This window comes from Parasphingomonas frigoris (genome assembly GCF_036663815.1).
In the GTDB taxonomy this organism is placed as follows: Bacteria; Pseudomonadota; Alphaproteobacteria; order Sphingomonadales; family Sphingomonadaceae; genus Sphingomonas.
Map to the genome: position 1 here is coordinate 495,497 of NZ_JAXOJQ010000001.1, position 16,742 is coordinate 512,238.

Consider the following 16,742-nt stretch of genomic DNA (forward strand, 5'->3'; position numbering starts at 1 on the left):
GAGCCTGTCGAAGCACTGTCTTTCTCCTGTCACGGAAGAAGGGCAGCCCTTCGACAAGCTCAGGGCGAACGGTTTGTTTTTGACTGGCGCCCGCGCGACACGCGGGCCACACATTAGAGGATTTTCACATGGCCGAGATCACTGCAGCAGCGGTTAAGGACCTGCGCGAAAAGAGCGGCGCGGGCATGATGGACTGCAAGAAGGCGCTGACCGAAGCGGCTGGCGACATGACCGCGGCGATGGATTGGCTGCGCGCCAAGGGCCTCGCAGCAGCCGCCAAGAAGTCGAGCCGCACCGCGGCGGAAGGCCTGATCGGCGTCGAAGTCAACGGCACCACGGGTGCTGCGGTCGAAGTCAATTCCGAGACCGATTTCGTCGCGAAGAACGACCAGTTCCAGACCTTCGTGCGTGACGTCACCGCGGTCGCGCTCGCGCTCGGCGACGATATCGAGACGATCAAGAAGGCTTCGATCGGCGAGAAGACCGTCGAAGAGACGCTGACCAGCAACATCGCGACGATCGGCGAGAACCAGAACCTGCGGCGCGCCAAGCGCCTCGAAGTGACCTCGGGCGCAGTCGTGCCGTACATCCACAACGCAGCGGCCCCCGGCCTCGGCAAGATCGGCGTGCTCGTCGCGCTCGAGAGCGAAGCTGGCGAGGACGTGCTCCTCCCGCTCGGCAAGCAGATCGCGATGCACATCGCGGCAGCCTTCCCGCTGGCGCTCAACGAGGACGGCCTCGACCCCGAGATCGTCGCGCGCGAGCGTGCGATCGCGACTGAGAAGGCGTCCGAGAGCGGCAAGCCCGCCGACATCGTCGCCAAGATGGTCGACGGCGCGATCGCGAAGTACTGCAAGGAAAACGCGCTCGTCAGCCAGCTGCTGGTGATGGACGGCAAGACCAAGATCTCGGACGTCGTCGCCAACGCTGCCAAGGCAGCCGGCAAGCCGATCGAGCTCAAGGACTATGTCCGCTTCCAGCTCGGCGAAGGCATCGAGAAGGAGTCGAGCGACTTCGCAGCCGAAGTCGCTGCCGCTTCGGGCGTTCCGCAGCAGCCGGCCGCTTAAGCGATTCGCTTTCGCCTCCGGGCGGGACAATAAAGGGCAGGGGCCGCGCCGCTGGTGCGGCCCTTGCTGTGTCGGGAAGCGGTAGATCGTGGGCAAGCCCCTCCCCTTCAGGGGAGGGGCGACCTTGTTGCTTCAGCCCACCCACATCCGCGCCCACCCGTGCGCCCTGCACGGTTTCCGCGCTTCCAATCGCCGGGCGTCGCCGATAAGGTCCGCGCCGCACCGCCTGGCGGTCCACTCCGTCTTTTACAGTCTGGATATTCGTGACAGTCGCCCACAAACGTATCTTGCTCAAATTGTCGGGCGAAGTCCTGATGGGTTCGGGTGGCCTGTCGATCGATCCCGACGTGATCGCCCGTGTCGCGGCTGAAATCGCCGATGTGAAGCACCAGGGCTATGAACTTTGCGTCGTCGTCGGCGGCGGCAACATCTTCCGCGGCATTTCGGGTGCGGCACGCGGCATGGACCGGGCGACCGGCGATTACATGGGGATGCTCGCGACCGTGATGAACGCGCTCGCCGTCCAGAACGCGCTCGAGCAGATCGGCGTCGAGACGCGCGTCCAGTCCGCCATCCCGATGTCGTCGGTGTGCGAGCCGTTCATCCGCCGCCGCGCCGAGCGCCACCTCGAAAAGGGGCGGATCGTGATCTTCGCAGCCGGCGTCGGCAGCCCGTTCTTCACCACCGACAGCGGTGCCGCACTCCGCGCTGCCGAGATGAAGTGCGACGCGCTGTTCAAGGGCACTTCGGTCGACGGCGTCTATGATGCCGACCCGAAGCTCGTGCCGACCGCCAAGCGCTACGACACGGTCAGCTACGGCACCGTGCTCGCGCAGGACCTCAAGGTGATGGACGCCAGCGCGATCGCCTTGTGCCGCGACAACAACATCCCGATCGTCGTCTTCAACATCCGTCAGTCGGGCAATCTTGCTGCCGTCCTGCGCGGCGAGGGCATCTCGACGATCGTCCAGCACACACAAGGAGACTGAGTCATGGCCGCTTACGACAAGGCCGATCTGGAACGCCGCATGGCGGGTAGCGTCGAATCGCTGAAGGGCGATCTCAGCGGCCTGCGCACTGGCCGCGCCTCGACGTCACTGCTCGATCCGGTGACGGTCGAAGTCTACGGCGCGCAGATGCCGCTCAACCAGGTCGCGACCGTCTCGGTGCCCGAGCCGCGGATGATCTCGGTGCAGGTGTGGGATAAGATGAACGTCGGCCCGTGCGACAAGGCGATCCGCTCGGCCGGGCTCGGGCTCAACCCGATTGTCGACGGCACCACGCTGCGCCTGCCGATCCCCGACCTGACCGAGGAACGCCGCAAGGAGCTCGCCAAGCTCGCCGGCAAATATGCCGAGGACGCGCGCATCGCCGCGCGCAACGTGCGCCGCGACGGGATGGACTCGCTCAAGGTCGACGAGAAGAAGGGCCTGTTCGGCGAGGATGATCGCAAGAAGCTCGAGACCGAGGTCCAGAAGCTGACCGACAAGACGATCGCCGACATCGACGCCGCGGCCTCCGCCAAGGAAAAGGAAATCCTGGGCAAGTGAGGCCGTTCGCTGCCCGGGCGGCCGATCCGGCAATGGTCGCGGGGGAGGGGACCCTCCCGCGCCATGTCGCGATCATCATGGACGGCAATGGTCGCTGGGCCAAGAACCGCCATCTGCCGCGGATCGCCGGGCATCGCCAGGGTGTCGAGGCGGTGCGCCGCGTCGCGCGTGCCGCGCGCGCGATGGGCATCGAGGCGCTGACGCTCTACGCTTTCTCGAGCGAGAATTGGCGCCGCCCGGAGGAGGAGGTCAGCGACCTGATGGGGCTGCTGCGCGTCTTCATCCGCAGCGATCTCGACGAGATGGTGCGCGACAACGTGCGCCTCCGGATCATCGGCGACTATCGCCGCTTCACGCCAGACCTGGTCGAGCTGATCGACAATGCGATCGCGCGCACCTCGGTCAACACCGGTCCGTTGCTGGTGATCGCGCTCAATTACGGCGCGCAGGCCGAGATCGTCGAAGTCGCGCGCCGCATGGCCGAGCGCGCCCGGGACGGCACGCTCGACCCCGCGTCGATCGACGCCGACATGTTCGAAGACGAGCTCGAGACGCGCGACCTGCCGCCGCTCGACCTGCTGATCCGCACCTCGGGCGAAGTTCGGCTTTCCAATTTCCTGCTGTGGCAGGCGGCCTATGCCGAGCTGCTGTTCGTCGACACGCTGTGGCCCGAATTCAACGGCGAGACTCTGGCCGCGGCGGTCGCCACCTTCGGGCAGCGGCAACGTCGGTTCGGGGGCCTGTGACGTCCGATACGGCTAAGACCGGCCCGTCCAATCTCACGCTGCGGATCATCGTCGGCGCGGCGCTGATCGTCGTCGCGCTGGGTGGCGTGCTGGCGGGCGGTATCCCGTTCTGGCTGCTGTGCGTCGTGCTCGGCCTGTTCATGATGGCCGAATGGTCGGATCTGCAGGGCGTGCCCGTGCAGACCAAGCGGCTCGCGCAATATGCGCTGTCGGTGCCGCTGGCGATCATGATGCCGGGGATCGGCGCGGGTGCCGGTTTCCTCGCGCTCGGGTTGCTGATCGGCGCGGCGTTCTTCGTCGTGATCGTGACGCGCCTGCCGGGCCTCGCGCGCGGGATTTTCTACGTCGGCCTGCCGATCATGGCGCTCCAGCTGATCCGCCGCCAGGACGAAGGCATCGTCTTCGCGCTCTGGGCGCTGGCGCTGGTGTGGGCGTGCGACATCGGCGCCTATGCGGCCGGCCGCATGATCGGCGGCCCTCGGCTCGCGCCGACGATCAGCCCGAACAAGACCTGGGCTGGGCTTGGCGGCGGTGTGCTGGCCGCCAGCCTGTTCGCCGCACTCCTCCACGCCCGCTACGGCCTGCCGCTGCGGCTCACGCTTGCCACGCCACTGCTCGCGGTGCTCGCACAGGCGGGCGATCTCTATGAAAGCTGGCTCAAGCGGCAAGCTGGCGTCAAGGACAGCGGCACGTTGCTGCCCGGCCATGGCGGCGTGCTCGATCGGCTCGACGGCCTCGTTCCGGTGGCGCCGGTCGCCGCGCTGCTGATCCTGTTACCGAAAGTCTATTGGTGGTGAAGACGATTACGATTCTCGGCGCAACCGGCTCGATCGGGACGTCGACGCTCGATCTGGTCGAGCGCGAGCCCGAGCGGTTCGAGGTGCTGGCGCTGACCGCCAATTGCGATGTCGCGCGCCTTGCGGCCGCCGCGATCCGGACGAACGCAAAGCTCGCCGTGGTGGCCGACGAAAGCTGCCTGCCCGAATTGCGCGCGGCGCTGGCGGGCACGAACATCGGCTGTGCCGGCGGGCGGGCGGCCGTCATCGAAGCGGCCGGCATGGGCGCCGACGTGACGATGGGTGCGATCGTCGGTTGCACCGGGCTCGAGCCGGTTATGGCGGCGATCGCCGGTGGCAAGACCGTGATCCTCGCCAACAAGGAGCCGCTCGTCTCGGCCGGCGAGGTCGTGCTCGCCGCCGCCGCCAAGCATGGCGCCACGCTGCTTCCCGCCGATTCCGAGCATAATGCCATCTTCCAATGCTTCGACGCGGCGCGCCCCGAGCGCGTTCGGCGGATCATCCTGACGTGCAGCGGCGGCCCGTTCCGCAGCTGGACGACCGAGCAGATGCGCAGCGTCACGCCCGAACAGGCGGTCGCGCACCCCAATTGGTCGATGGGCGCGAAGATCTCGGTCGATTCGGCCACCTTGTTCAACAAGGGCCTCGAGCTGATTGAGGCGGCGCGGCTGTTCCCGGTGCCGCACGACGCGATCGAGATCGTGATCCATCCGCAGTCGGTGATCCATTCGCTGGTCGATTATGTCGACGGGTCGGTGCTCGCGCAGATGGGCCCGCCCGACATGCGCGTGCCGATCGCGTCGTGCCTCGCCTGGCCCGACCGGATGCCGACGCCGATGGCGCCGCTCGATCTGGTCGCGATCGGCCGGCTCGATTTCGAGGCGCCCGATCCGGTGCGGTTCCCCGCGCTGCGGCTGACGCGAGAGGCGCTCGACGCGGGCGGGGCGCGCCCGGCGATCCTCAACGCCGCCAACGAGATCGCGGTCGCGGCTTTTCTTGCACGCGAGATCGGATTCCTCGAAATTGCCGCAATCGTCGCCGATACGCTGGCGGGTTATGATCCGGCCGCGCCGACATCGCTCGACGATGTGCTCGCGGTCGATGCCGAAGCGCGCATGATGGCACGCCGGCAGATCGCGGCACGGGGCGGTGCGACAAGAGGGGCGAATGTGAAGGATACGCTGGTTTGAGCCAATCCCCGGGCCTGTTGCTGACCATCCTCGCGTTCGCGCTCGTGATCGGGCCGCTCGTTTTCCTGCACGAACTTGGCCATTATCTCGCCGGACGGCTGTTCGGGGTGAAGATCGACGCCTTCTCGATCGGCTTCGGTCCCGAGCTGTTCGGCTGGACCGACCGGCTGAGCACACGCTGGAAGGTCAGCGCGTTGCCGCTCGGCGGCTATGTGAAGTTCGCCGGCGACCTCAATGCGGCGAGCGAACCCGATCCGGCGTGGCTCGAACTGCCCGCCGAGGAACGGGCGAAGACGTTGCAGGCGCGGCCCGTGTGGCAGCGCGCGATCGTCGTCGCGGCGGGACCGGTGACCAATTTCGTCATCGCGATCCTCATCCTTGCCGGCTTCGCGATGACCTATGGCGTCGATCGCACGCCCTCGGTCGTCGGCATCGTCAGCCCGGGCAGCGCGGCCGCGTCGATCGGCCTTCAGCCGGGCGACCGCATCACCGCGCTCGGCGGGCGGTCGATCACGACCTTCAACGACGTGTTCCAATATGCCGTGCTGCGGCCGGGCGAGCGCGTCGGCGTCGTCTTCACGCACAATGGCGCCGCGATCGAGCGGACCGCCACGCTCGGCACCGCCACGCAGCGCGATCGCTTCGGCAACGAATATAAGAAGGGCCTGCTCGGCATCGGCCCGATCGCGCCGGTTGCCGTGCCCGTCGGACTGCTTGAAGCGCCGGTGGTCGGGGTTCAGATGACCGGCAAGATCCTGCGCACGACGCTCGATGGGCTCGGCCAGATCATCAGCGGGCGGCGCTCGGTCGACGAACTGGGCGGGCCGCTGCGCATCGCCAAGGTGTCGGGCGAACAGCTGTCGCTCGGCTGGGCCGATCTGATCTTCCTGATCGCGGGCGTGTCGATTAATCTGGGATTCATCAACTTGTTGCCAGTCCCGTTGCTCGACGGCGGGCATCTGTTCTTTTATGCGATCGAGGCGATCCGGCGCAGGCCGGTAACCCCGGCGATCCAGGAATGGGCGTTCCGCGGCGGATTGGTGGCGATTTTGGCGCTGATGCTGATGGTCACGTTCAACGACCTCGGCGCTTTCGGCCTGTGGAAGTCGCTGACCGGCTTGATCGGTTGACGCAGGTAAGGCAGGGCGGGCCGACAGTTTTTCGGCCACGCGGAATTTTCTCCGATTTGGGGTGGGATGTGACAGCGATCAAGGTTTCCAATTTCGGCGCACGGGCCACCACCGTGTTGCTCGCCGGCACGATGCTGACCGGCCTGCCGGCGGTGGCATCGGCGCAGCAGACCGGCGCGGGCAAGCCGGCCGTCGCACCGCTTCAGGCGGCGCCCGTCGCCGCGCCGGCGCCAGTGGTGACTCGCACCATCAAGGGGATTCGCGTCGAAGGCGCGCAGCGGCTCGAGCCCGAGACGGTGCTGTCCTACACCAAGCTGCGCGTCGGGCAGGCGTTCACCAACGAGACGCTCGATCAGGCGATCAAGGATCTCTACGCAAGCGAACTGTTCGCCGACGTGATCATCGCCGGCGCCGACACCGGCGATCTGGTGCTGCGCGTGCGCGAGAATCCGGTGATCAACCGCGTCATCTTCGAGGGCAACAAGCGCTTGAAGGAAGACAAGATCAAGAAGGAGGTGAAACTCGCCCCCCGCCAGATCTTCACGCGCACCGCGGTCCGCCAGGATGTCGCACGGATCGTCGAGCTGTATCGCCGCCAGGGTCGCTTCGCCGCGGTCGTCGAGCCCAAGATGGTGTCGCTCGACCAGAACCGCGTCGACGTGATTTTCGAAGTGTCCGAGGGGCCGAAGTCGAAGGTCCGCCAGATCAACATCCTCGGCAACGAGGTCTATTCGGATTCGAAGCTGCGCGAGCAGATGGCGACCAAGCAGGCGCGCCTGACGACGCTGCTCAGCTCGAACACCAGCTACGACCAGGATCGCCTCGCCTACGACCAGCAGAAGCTGCGGCAATTCTACCTGACCGAGGGCTATGCCGACTTCCGCGTGACCTCGGCGGTGGCCGAGCTGACGCCGGACAAGAAGGACTTCATCATCACCTACGTGGTGGAGGAGGGCAAGCGCTACAAGTTCGGCGACATCACCGTCGACAGCGACATCCGCGACTTCGACAACAAGAAGCTCGCTGCCAACCTCGGGATCAACAAGGGCGATTGGTACAACGCGAAGAAGGTCGAGACTGCGATCGATTCGCTGAGCGAGGCGGCCGGCCTGTTCGGCTATGCCTTCACCGAAGTGAACCCCGACTACGCGCGTGACAAGGACACGCTGACGATGGGGCTCAACTTCCACATCGCCGAGGCGAAGCGGTCGTACGTCGAGCGGATCGACATCAACGGCAACACGCAGACGCAGGACAAGGTGATCCGCCGCGAGATCCGCCTGTCGGAAGGCGACGCGTTCAACAGCTTCCAGGTCAAGCGTTCGCAGGACCGCATCAACTCGCTGGGTTATTTCCAGGACAAGTTCGAGATCAAGCAGACGCAGGGCTCCTCGCCCGACCGCGTCGTGCTGACCGCGAATCTCGAGGAGAAGTCGACCGGCGAGCTGTCGCTGTCGGCGGGCTATTCGAGCCTCGAGCGCTTCATCATCCAGGCCTCGATCCGCCAGCGCAACTTCCGCGGCAAGGGCCAGGAGCTGCGCGCCAGCGTCAACTATTCGACCTATTCCAAGTCGGTCGAGCTGGGCTTCACCGAGCCGTATCTGTTCAACAAGAACATCGCGATCGGCGGCGACATCTTCCGGCGCGATTACAATGCGTTCAACTATGTCGGCGACCAGCGGCAGACGACCTACACGCAGGTGTCGACCGGCTTCCAGATCCGCTCGGGCGTGCCGCTGACCGAATATTGGCAGCTCGCCGCCCGCTACGGCCTGTCCTACGATCAGGTCGGGCTCGACAAGGCGACCTATTACAACGATTCGAACACCGACGGCATTCGCGGCAACTCGCCCAACGACGTTTGCGATCCGCTCCAGGCGGGCCGCTATCTGTGCGACGCGATCGGCAATCGCTGGACCTCGTCGGTCGGCTATTCGCTGATCTACGACAGCCTCAACAGCCGCCTGCGCCCGACCGCGGGGCATCGCTTCATCTTCAGCCAGGATTTCGCCGGGCTGGGCGGTGACGTGAAATATATCCGCACCAAGTTCGAAGGATCGAAATTCTTCAACATCGGCAGCGGCTTCATCGCGTCAGCAAACCTCGAGGGCGGCTATATCAAGTCGCTGGAGAAGAGCCGTGGCGCCGGGATCGACAATGTCCGCATCACCGACCGCTTCTATCTCGGCGAACCGGATTTCCGCGGCTTCCAGATCCGCGGTGTCGGCCCGCGCGTGCAGCGTCAGAGCTACACGACCGATGCATCGGGCAACCAGACGCTGGTCACCGACCGGACGCAGCTGCTCGCCGACGACGCGCTCGGTGGCCGCGCGTATTATCTCGGCAAGCTCGAGCTCGAGATTCCGCTCGGCGCGGGTGCGCGTGAACTCGGTCTGCGGCCGTCGATCTACGTCCAGGCGGGTGCGCTGTTCGGCATCACCTCGCCGGTGATCAACGCGACGACCTTCCCGACGACGATCGATCCGGTCACCGGTCGCGTCACCGTCCAGCCGCTCATCTCGAGCGTGTTCGCGACCAATGGCCAGCCGTATTACACCGTGCCGACCAGCGACGCAGTGTCCCCGGGCAGCCTGACGACCTGTCAGGTCGGCTACTCCGCGACGATCGGCGGTCCGTGCGTCGGCACGTCGGTCAATACCGCCTACACGACCAGCACTGCGCCATACAAAGAAGTGTTCGGCGGCGATTCGCCGCGGCCGCGCATCTCGGTCGGCGCCGGCGTCAACTGGAACTCGCCATTCGGCCCGCTCCGTATCGATCTCGCCTATGCCCTGCTCAAGGACAAGGCCGATGACACCAAACTTGTTACTTTCAACGTAGGGACTCAGTTCTGATGAAGACGTACCAGAAGCTCATGTTCGGCTGTGCAGCCGTTCTTCCCGCCTTTGTGCTGGCGGGTTCGGCGCAGGCGCAGGTCGGCGGCGTGGCGATCTCGGATCCCGAGACGGTCATCCTGACCGCCAAGGCGCTCGATGCCGCGAACCAGTCGATCAGCACGACCTACAAGGCGCAGCTCGACCAGGCGAGCGCCCGCCAGGCCGCGCTGCAGACCGAGATGGCGACGCTCGGCGCGCCGCTCGACACCAACAAGGACAAGCGCATTTCCGACGAGGAAATCGCCGCAGCGCAGGCTGCCCGCAACCCGATCCTCGCCAAGATGGAAGCCGCGCAGAAGACCGCGCAGGCCGATTCGGCTCGCCTCAGCCAGCCCGCGACGCGCGCGCAGGCCTATGCGATCGAGCAGATCTCGCAGAAATATTCGGCTGCGGTGAAGTCGGTGGTCGATGCCAAGAAGATCGGCCTGCTGCTCTCGGCCGGCTCGGTCCAGTACAGCACGCCTGCCGTCGACGTGACCGACGACATCAAGGCCGCGCTCGACGCCGCTGCGCCGACCGTGCCGATCACGCCGCCCGCCAACTGGCAGCCGAGCCAGCAGACGGTGCAGCTGCAGCAGCAGTTCCAGCAGCTCGTCTACATGTCGGCGATTCGCCGTGCACAGGCGCAGGGTGGCGCTGCTCCGGCCGCTCCGGCAGCCGGCGCCAAGTCGCCGTCGGGCCGCTGAGCCGCGACGCGATGAGCGACGGGGAAAGTCGCGGCGCGCTGGGCCCGCTCGATATCGGGCGGGTCATGGCGGCGCTGCCGCATCGCTATCCGATGCTGCTGGTCGACCGTGTCGAGGAGCTGATCCTCGACCGGTCGATCACGGCGATCAAGGCGGTGACGATCAACGAGCAGTTCTTCCAGGGGCATTTCCCCGGGCGTCCGATCATGCCCGGCGTGCTTATCGTCGAGGCGATGGCGCAGGCGGCGGGGATTCTCGCGGTCGAATCGCTCGGCCTCGCCGGCTCGGGCAAGCTCGTCTATTTCATGGCGATCGACGGGGCGAAGTTCCGTAAACCCGTCGAGCCGGGCGTGCTGCTCAAGCTCGACGTCGAGTTCGTCCAGAAGCGCTCGAGCGTCTGCAAGTTCGCAGGCCGCGCGACGATCGACGGGCAACTCGCCGCGGAGGCCAATTTCACCGCGATGATCGCCGATCCGCCCAAGGCCTGAGGGACAGGCTGACCGGGTTCGGCGTGGTCGAGGCGATCTGATCGCTGCGCCGCTGCGTCGGATTACGGCAGACACAGGTTTGCAACCGCTGGCATGTGCTGCTATGGGCGGCGGCTTCGCTGCTGGTCGGTAACCAGCGGCCTTTCGGAGATTTAGACGTGAAGCAAGGCATTCATCCCGATTATCACACCATCACGGTGCAGATGACCGACGGCACGCAGTTCCAGACCCGCTCGACCTGGGGCAAGGAAGGCGATCTCATGACGCTCGACATCGATCCGCTGGCGCATCCGGCATGGACCGGCGGCCGTGGCACGATGCTCGACGCAGGCGGCCAGGTCGCCCGCTTCAACAAGCGTTTCGGCGCGATGTCGTCGATCGGCAAGAAGTAAGCCGCTGGGGGCGCATCGCTCCCCCGCATGCTACGTCAACGGTCCGTTCCCCCACGGGGAGCGGGCCGTTTGCGTGTCGGACGCAGACGGCGCGGCGGCAGCGTTAACCCGGCCTTTACGATACAAGGATAGGTTTTTCGTCTCGCGAGGACGCGGGGAGGATGACCGCCGATGATCGCCGCCGAATTCGAACCCGCGCTCAAATCGGAACGCCGCCGCAGCCCGCGCGCGCCGATCTCGCTCGATGCCAAGCTCGGGCGCGGTGGTCTCGATCGCGCCTTGTGCAAGGTGACCGACCTGTCGCTGCACGGTGCCAAGCTTCACACCTATTCGCCGATGAACAAGGGCGCGATGATCTGGCTGACGCTGCCGCGCCTCGGCCAAGTCATCGCGACGATCGTCTGGGCCGACGACTATGAAGCCGGCTGCCAGTTTGCCGATCCGCTCGATGATATCGCGTTCGCGGCGCTGATGCAGAGCCAGCTCAGCCGCGCCTGATCGGGTCGGATCCTCCTGCCGCCGCCGATCGCGGCGGACACGCCGATCGCCAATTGCTTGACAGCATTCGCCTTCTTATAGGCTTGCCCTCGTGATGCAGCGTGCACAGCGCCCGCTGCGGGGAGGACGATGTTGAAAAGTCGATTGATCTGGCCGGTCGCAGCGACGCTCGGCGAGGGGCCTGCCTGGATTGCGGACGTCCTGTGGTTCGTCGACATCAAGGGCGGCGCGCTGCACCGCTATGATCCCGCGACCGACATGCGCCAGAGTTTCGAGGTCGGCGGTGCGCCGAGCTTCATCGTGCCGACCAGCGATGGCGGCCTGCTCGTCGGCAATCGCGGCACGCTGCACCTGGTCGAGGAGGAGACGCTCGGCGCGCCGATCGCGACGATCGCGATGCCGGCGCACAATCGCACCAACGACGCGACCGTCGATTCCGCCGGGCGCTTGTGGTTCGGCACGATGGACGACGAGGAATCCAGTCCGAGCGGCGCAGTGCATCTGTTCGATGGCGAAACGGTGCGCGTCGTCGGCGGCGAATGCACGATCACCAACGGTCCGGCGATCAGCCCAGACGGGCGCCACCTCTATCATGTCGATACGCTTGCCGGGACGATCGTGCGCTTCGACATCGCGACCGACGAGACACTGTCCGATGCCGTGTCGTTTGCGACGATCGCGCCCGAGGACGGCAATCCCGATGGCGTGACGGTCGATTCCGAAGGGTGCGTATGGGTCGGCCTGTGGGGCGGCTGGGAAGCGCGCCGCTATGCGCCCGACGGGACGCTGCTGGCACGCGTCGCGCTGCCATGCGCCAATGTCACCAAGGTGGCGTTCGGCGGTCCGGACCTGCGCACCGGCTACGTCACCACCGCGCGCGCCGGCCTGTCGGAGGCCGATCTGGCCGAGCAGCCGCACGCCGGCGGCCTGTTCGCCTTCGACGCGCCTGCACCGGGGCTGCCGCTGCACGCCGTCAGGCTGCAACGATGAGCTATCGCATCGTCGGCGACTGGGGGACCAGCCGGTTGCGCCTGTTCCGGATCGAGGACGACCGGATCGTGGCGCGCGGCGACGGCCCCGGCATCGGCACGCTCGACGGCACGCCGGAGGCCGCGCTGCGGGCTGCCGTCGCGCCGTGGCGTGCTGCCGGCGACCCGCAGTCGATCGCGCTGTGCGGCATGGTCGGCTCGCGTAACGGCTGGGCCGAGGTACCCTATGTGGCGTGCCCGGCGGACGCGGCGACGTGGCTGGCGGGGGCGACCCAGCTTTCGCTCGATGCCGTGCCCGTCACGATCATGGCGGGGCTCGTCTGCACCGCGCCGTCGGGCGGGCCCGACGTGATGCGCGGCGAGGAGACGCAGCTGTTCGGTGCGATCGCGCTCGACCCTGTGCTCGCGCGCGGGCGGCACCGCATCGGCTTGCCCGGTACGCACAGCAAATGGGCAACGATCGAGGACGGCCGGATCGTCGCGTTCCAGACGTTCTTCACCGGCGAACTGTTCGCGCTGCTGCGCGATGGCTCGACCCTGCTGCGCGCTGCTGCCAGCGGTGCGATCGACGACGCGGACGAAGCCGCCGGGTTCGCGCATGGCCTCGCGCGGGCGAGCGAGGGTGAGCGGCTGATCGGCGCTTTGTTCGAGGCGCGCAGTGCGCAGTTGATCGACGCACGCTCGCCGAGCTGGGCGACGGGCTACCTTTCGGGGTTGCTGATCGGTCGCGAGATCGCCGAACTGGCACCGGCCCCCGGCGAGACCGTCTCGCTGATCGGCGATCCGCGGCTTGCCGCACGCTATGATCGCGCGCTGGCGGCGCGGGGCATTGCCGCCACCTTGCTCGACGGCGATGCGTGCGCGCTCGCCGGCCTTGCGCTCCTGGAGACTGTTGCATGACGATCGACCAACTGCTCGCCGCCGGCGCCCCGCCGGTCGTCGCGATCCTGCGTGGGATCCGCCCAGACGAGGCGTTGCCCGTCGCCGAGGCGCTGGTCGAGGCCGGCATCCGCATCATCGAGGTGCCGCTCAACTCGCCCGACCCGTTTACCAGCATCGCCGCGATCCAGGCGCGCTTCGGCGATGTCGCTGCGATCGGCGCGGGCACGGTGCTCGATCTCGAGGGGGTCGCGGCGTTGGCGGCGACCGGCGCGACCGTGATGGTCACGCCCAACACCGATCCGGCGGTGATCGCGCGCGCGGTCGAGCTCGGGCTCGAGCCGATGCCGGGCTTCGTCGCGCCGAGCGAGGCGTTCCGCGCAATCGCCGCGGGCGCGCGCCGCATCAAGCTGTTCCCGGCGGTGGCGCTCGGCCCGAACTATCTCAAGGCGATCCGCGAAGTCCTGCCGCGCGACGTCGCGGTGTGGGGCGTCGGCGGAACGGGCGCCGACAATTTCGCCGAATGGCTCGCGGCGGGTGCCGAGGGGATTGGCGTTGGCGGCGCGCTTTACCGTCCGGGCGACGATGCCGCCGGGGTTGGCGCAAAGGCGCGCGCGCTGGTCGCGGCCTGGCAGGCGGCACGGCAGAAATAAGCGCGGGCGGACCCGTGGTCAGGCGACCGCGGGCGATGCCGGGCGCGGCGGTGTTCGCGGTTTGCGCCGCGTCGCCAGCACGCGGTCGAGCGCCTGGCGTTCGATCTTCTCGAGCTCCGCGAGCGTTTCGGCGATCGCTTCCTGCTGTGCGGCGAGGCTGACGATCCGCTGGCGACAGCGTTCGGCGAGCGCGCGCATCTGTTCGACATGCTGCGGATCGGCGTCATACAGGTCGAGAAATTCGACGATGTCGCGCAGCGAGAAGCCAAGCCGCTTGCCGCGCAGGATCAGCCGCATGCGGGCGATCTCGCGCTTGGTATAGACGCGGATCGCGCCGACCCGGCACGGCGTGATCAGCCCCTTGTCCTCGTAGAAACGCAAGGTGCGGGGCGTGATGTCGAGCATCCGCGCCACGTCGTTGATTCCCGTCAGGTCCGCCTGCGATACGTTCAAACCAAATCCCCACCCGCACGCTCGGACCCTTGCCGATGTTCGGCAAACCTTGAGCAAAGCTCCTTTGCGGAATCGATGCCGGCCGAGACGGTGGAGGGACTGTCGCGGATTTTCCGAGCGGGGGGAAGGACGATCTTCGCCGCTGCGCCCGCGCTGGTGCGGCGGCGGCGCAGAGGGAGGCGGCGGCCTCGGATCGTCGCACATCCGCGCCCGGCGCGGCGAGAGCGCTTGACTTGTGCCGCGACGAATCTACTGCGAGCGCATTGCCGCATACGTCAACGGGCTCGCGATTAGGGCCGAAATGGTGCGACCCAGAACAGATCGTGCAGGAGCCATCCCAGCACGGCACCATCGGTTTCCGCTCGTCCGCGGAACAAGGAGAGGAAGATCATGTCGCTGTTGCTCATCGCCGCCCTGTTGGCCGGAACCCCCGCCACCGAGGACACCGTGATCGGTCGCTGGAAGACCGAGACACTCAACGCGATCGTCGAGATCAGCCGGTGCGGCCCGTCGATCTGCGGCAAGATCGTCACCTCCGACGCGTTGCGTGCCAACCCCGCGCTCAAGGACAGCAACAATTCCAGCGCGGCGCTGCGCACGCGGCCGGTGCAGGGCATGCTCATGCTGAGCGGCTTTGCGGCCGACAAGGACGGCGTCTGGTCGAACGGCCAGGTCTACAATGCGCAGGACGGCAAGACCTACAGCGGCCGGATCACCCCGCTCGGCGCCAACCAGCTGAAGTTGCGCGGCTGCGTGTTCTTCCCGCTCTGCAAGACGCAGACCTGGACGCGCGTCCGCTAACCCCTTCTTTCTCCCCTCCAATAGTATAGTTCAGGATTACATCATGGTTCTTCGTTTCAAGGCCCCGTTGTTGGCCGCCTCGGCGCTCGTCTCGACCGTCGGCTTCTCCGGCGTCGCGCATGCCGATGCCTTCTACCTCCAGTCGCAGACCACGGTCGGCGCCGGCCGCTCCTTCTCGGGCGAAGTCGCCGACACCGGCCCGTCGTCGCTGTGGTGGAACCCGGCCGCGATCGCCGGGCTGAGCGACACCGAAGTGCAGATCAGCGCGACCGCGATCCTCCCCAAGGGCGACGTCGTCGACAACGGCACCTTGATCTCGCGTCCGGGCCAGCCGTTCGCGCCGATCGGCGGAACGACGCGCTCGCGCGACCCGATCAACAACGGCGTGCTGCCGAGCGGCTCGGTCGCCTTCCCGATCAACGACCGCGTCACGGTCGGCCTCGCGGTAACCTCGCCGTTCAGCTTCACCACCGATTATGATGCGAACAGCTGGACGCGCTACAGCGCCGACAAGACGCGCCTGCGCACGATCGACATCCAGCCGTCGATCGGCGTGGTGCTGACCGACTGGCTGCGCGTCGGTGGTGCGCTCAACGTCGAATATACCGACGCCTATCTCAGCAACGCGCTGCCCAACGTCGTGGCAGCGCTGCCCGACGGCAGCCAGACGCTCAAGGGCGACGGCTGGGACTTCGGCTGGACCGCAGGCGTGCAGCTTCACAACAAGCTCGTCACCGTCGGCATCAGCTACAAGTCGAGCATCAAGCACACGCTCAAGGGCGATCTCACCGTCGCCGGGCTGGTCGGCCCGCTCGCCGCGCAGAACCGCGCGCTGTCGAACGTGACCGCGCAGTTCAACACGCCGGGCCAGGTGATCGTCGGTGGTCGCCTGCGCGCGACCGAGGCGCTGACGCTCAACGCGCAGGTCGTCGCGTACAACTGGAGCAAGTTCGACGCGATCCGCCTCGGCGCGCCGCTCAACGTCGCGCTGCCCGAGAATTATCGCGACAGCTGGAGCCTCGCTGGCGGGTTCGACTATGCGGTCAGCCCCAAGGCGACGGTCCGTGCCGGCGTGCAGCGCGCGGTGACGCCGACGCAGGATGGCCTGCGTGATGCGCGCGTGCCCGACTCGAACCGCTGGACCTACTCGGCGGGTGGCAGCTATCGCCTGACTCCGCGCATGACGCTCGACGCCGCGGCAAGCTATGTCGACTTCAAGGACACCACGATCGACCGCGCGACTGCCGCCTATGCCGGCACGGCTGCGCAGACGGTGATCCTGACCAAGGGCCTGCTGCAGAACGCGCATGCCGTCGTCCTGTCGCTGGGCGGTCGCTTCAGCTTCTGAGGTTGGGGAGAGCGCCCTGAACCGGCACAACTCGGCCCGTCGTATCCACGCGATACGGCGGGCCTTGTTGTGTCCAAGCATCTTGCAATCGTGAGACCCGACCCCATCTTCCGGCTATCGTTCAACAATTGAAAGGAGGTGGTCGAATGTCTCATTGTCTCATGCCGCAGTCGGCACA

At 66.8% G+C, this 16,742-nt stretch carries 18 protein-coding genes; 17 read left to right on the top strand and 1 reads right to left on the bottom strand.

Going from position 1 to position 16,742, the window contains the following annotated elements:
• Nucleotides 1–128: 128 nt before the first annotated feature.
• The 15 genes from tsf (at nt 129) to U1872_RS02410 (ending at nt 13,962) form a co-directional block, all read left to right on the top strand.
• Nucleotides 129–1,067: a translation elongation factor Ts gene (gene tsf / locus U1872_RS02340; RefSeq protein WP_332791255.1), complete on the top strand. Its 939-nt coding sequence runs from the start codon at nt 129–131 to the stop codon at nt 1,065–1,067.
• A 314-nt stretch (nt 1,068–1,381) separates the two neighbouring features.
• Nucleotides 1,382–2,056, top strand: coding sequence for a UMP kinase (gene pyrH, locus U1872_RS02345; RefSeq protein ID WP_332791806.1), 675 nt, complete (start codon nt 1,382–1,384; stop codon nt 2,054–2,056).
• Between the two features lie 3 nt (nt 2,057–2,059).
• Entirely contained in the window at nt 2,060–2,617 is a 558-nt protein-coding gene (gene frr / locus U1872_RS02350) for a ribosome recycling factor (protein ID WP_133188501.1), read from the top strand.
• A 32-nt stretch (nt 2,618–2,649) separates the two neighbouring features.
• Nucleotides 2,650–3,363 carry an isoprenyl transferase gene (locus U1872_RS02355; protein WP_332791807.1) on the top strand — a complete coding sequence of 238 codons (714 nt, stop codon included), beginning with the start codon at nt 2,650–2,652 and terminating at the stop codon, nt 3,361–3,363.
• The gene (locus tag U1872_RS02360; protein WP_332791256.1) at nt 3,360–4,160 is read left to right on the top strand and encodes a phosphatidate cytidylyltransferase; all 801 of its coding nucleotides are present in this window, start codon (nt 3,360–3,362) and stop codon (nt 4,158–4,160) included. The genes U1872_RS02355 and U1872_RS02360 overlap by 4 nt, the downstream gene beginning before the upstream one ends.
• Nucleotides 4,157–5,350, top strand: coding sequence for a 1-deoxy-D-xylulose-5-phosphate reductoisomerase (locus U1872_RS02365; RefSeq protein ID WP_332791257.1), 1,194 nt, complete (start codon nt 4,157–4,159; stop codon nt 5,348–5,350). Before U1872_RS02360 ends, U1872_RS02365 begins: the two co-directional genes overlap by 4 nt.
• Complete coding sequence (locus U1872_RS02370) at nt 5,347–6,480, top strand: M50 family metallopeptidase (protein WP_332791258.1); 1,134 nt, start codon at nt 5,347–5,349, stop codon at nt 6,478–6,480. Before U1872_RS02365 ends, U1872_RS02370 begins: the two co-directional genes overlap by 4 nt.
• A gap of 68 nt (nt 6,481–6,548) precedes the next feature.
• Nucleotides 6,549–9,335, top strand: coding sequence for an outer membrane protein assembly factor BamA (gene bamA, locus U1872_RS02375; protein ID WP_443025302.1), 2,787 nt, complete (start codon nt 6,549–6,551; stop codon nt 9,333–9,335).
• Nucleotides 9,335–10,063 (top strand): OmpH/Skp family outer membrane protein, encoded by a 729-nt coding sequence (locus tag U1872_RS02380; protein WP_332791259.1) that lies wholly within the window; start codon nt 9,335–9,337, stop codon nt 10,061–10,063. Before bamA ends, U1872_RS02380 begins: the two co-directional genes overlap by 1 nt.
• An 11-nt stretch (nt 10,064–10,074) precedes the next feature.
• Nucleotides 10,075–10,551 (top strand): 3-hydroxyacyl-ACP dehydratase FabZ, encoded by a 477-nt coding sequence (fabZ, locus tag U1872_RS02385; RefSeq protein ID WP_332791260.1) that lies wholly within the window; start codon nt 10,075–10,077, stop codon nt 10,549–10,551.
• Between the two features lie 158 nt (nt 10,552–10,709).
• Nucleotides 10,710–10,943 (top strand): 50S ribosomal protein L31, encoded by a 234-nt coding sequence (gene rpmE / locus U1872_RS02390; protein WP_332791261.1) that lies wholly within the window; start codon nt 10,710–10,712, stop codon nt 10,941–10,943.
• A gap of 171 nt (nt 10,944–11,114) precedes the next feature.
• Nucleotides 11,115–11,441: a PilZ domain-containing protein gene (locus U1872_RS02395; protein ID WP_332791262.1), complete on the top strand. Its 327-nt coding sequence runs from the start codon at nt 11,115–11,117 to the stop codon at nt 11,439–11,441.
• Between the two features lie 129 nt (nt 11,442–11,570).
• Complete coding sequence (locus U1872_RS02400) at nt 11,571–12,431, top strand: SMP-30/gluconolactonase/LRE family protein (protein WP_332791263.1); 861 nt, start codon at nt 11,571–11,573, stop codon at nt 12,429–12,431.
• A complete protein-coding gene (locus U1872_RS02405) occupies nt 12,428–13,330 on the top strand; it encodes a 2-dehydro-3-deoxygalactonokinase (RefSeq protein WP_332791264.1) in 903 nt (300 codons plus the stop codon). Before U1872_RS02400 ends, U1872_RS02405 begins: the two co-directional genes overlap by 4 nt.
• Nucleotides 13,327–13,962, top strand: a complete 636-nt coding sequence (locus tag U1872_RS02410; RefSeq protein ID WP_332791265.1) for a 2-dehydro-3-deoxy-6-phosphogalactonate aldolase — start codon at nt 13,327–13,329, stop codon at nt 13,960–13,962. Before U1872_RS02405 ends, U1872_RS02410 begins: the two co-directional genes overlap by 4 nt.
• Nucleotides 13,963–13,980: 18 nt before the next feature.
• Here the strand turns inward: U1872_RS02410 and U1872_RS02415 are convergent, their stop codons facing one another.
• Nucleotides 13,981–14,415 (bottom strand): MerR family transcriptional regulator, encoded by a 435-nt coding sequence (locus tag U1872_RS02415; protein WP_332791266.1) that lies wholly within the window; start codon nt 14,413–14,415, stop codon nt 13,981–13,983.
• Nucleotides 14,416–14,805: 390 nt separating this feature from the next.
• Between U1872_RS02415 and U1872_RS02420 the strand changes: the two genes are divergently transcribed.
• A complete protein-coding gene (locus tag U1872_RS02420) occupies nt 14,806–15,216 on the top strand; it encodes a DUF2147 domain-containing protein (RefSeq protein ID WP_332791267.1) in 411 nt (136 codons plus the stop codon).
• A 43-nt stretch (nt 15,217–15,259) separates the two neighbouring features.
• Nucleotides 15,260–16,564 carry an OmpP1/FadL family transporter gene (locus U1872_RS02425; protein WP_332791268.1) on the top strand — a complete coding sequence of 435 codons (1,305 nt, stop codon included), beginning with the start codon at nt 15,260–15,262 and terminating at the stop codon, nt 16,562–16,564.
• Nucleotides 16,565–16,742 lie beyond the last annotated feature (178 nt).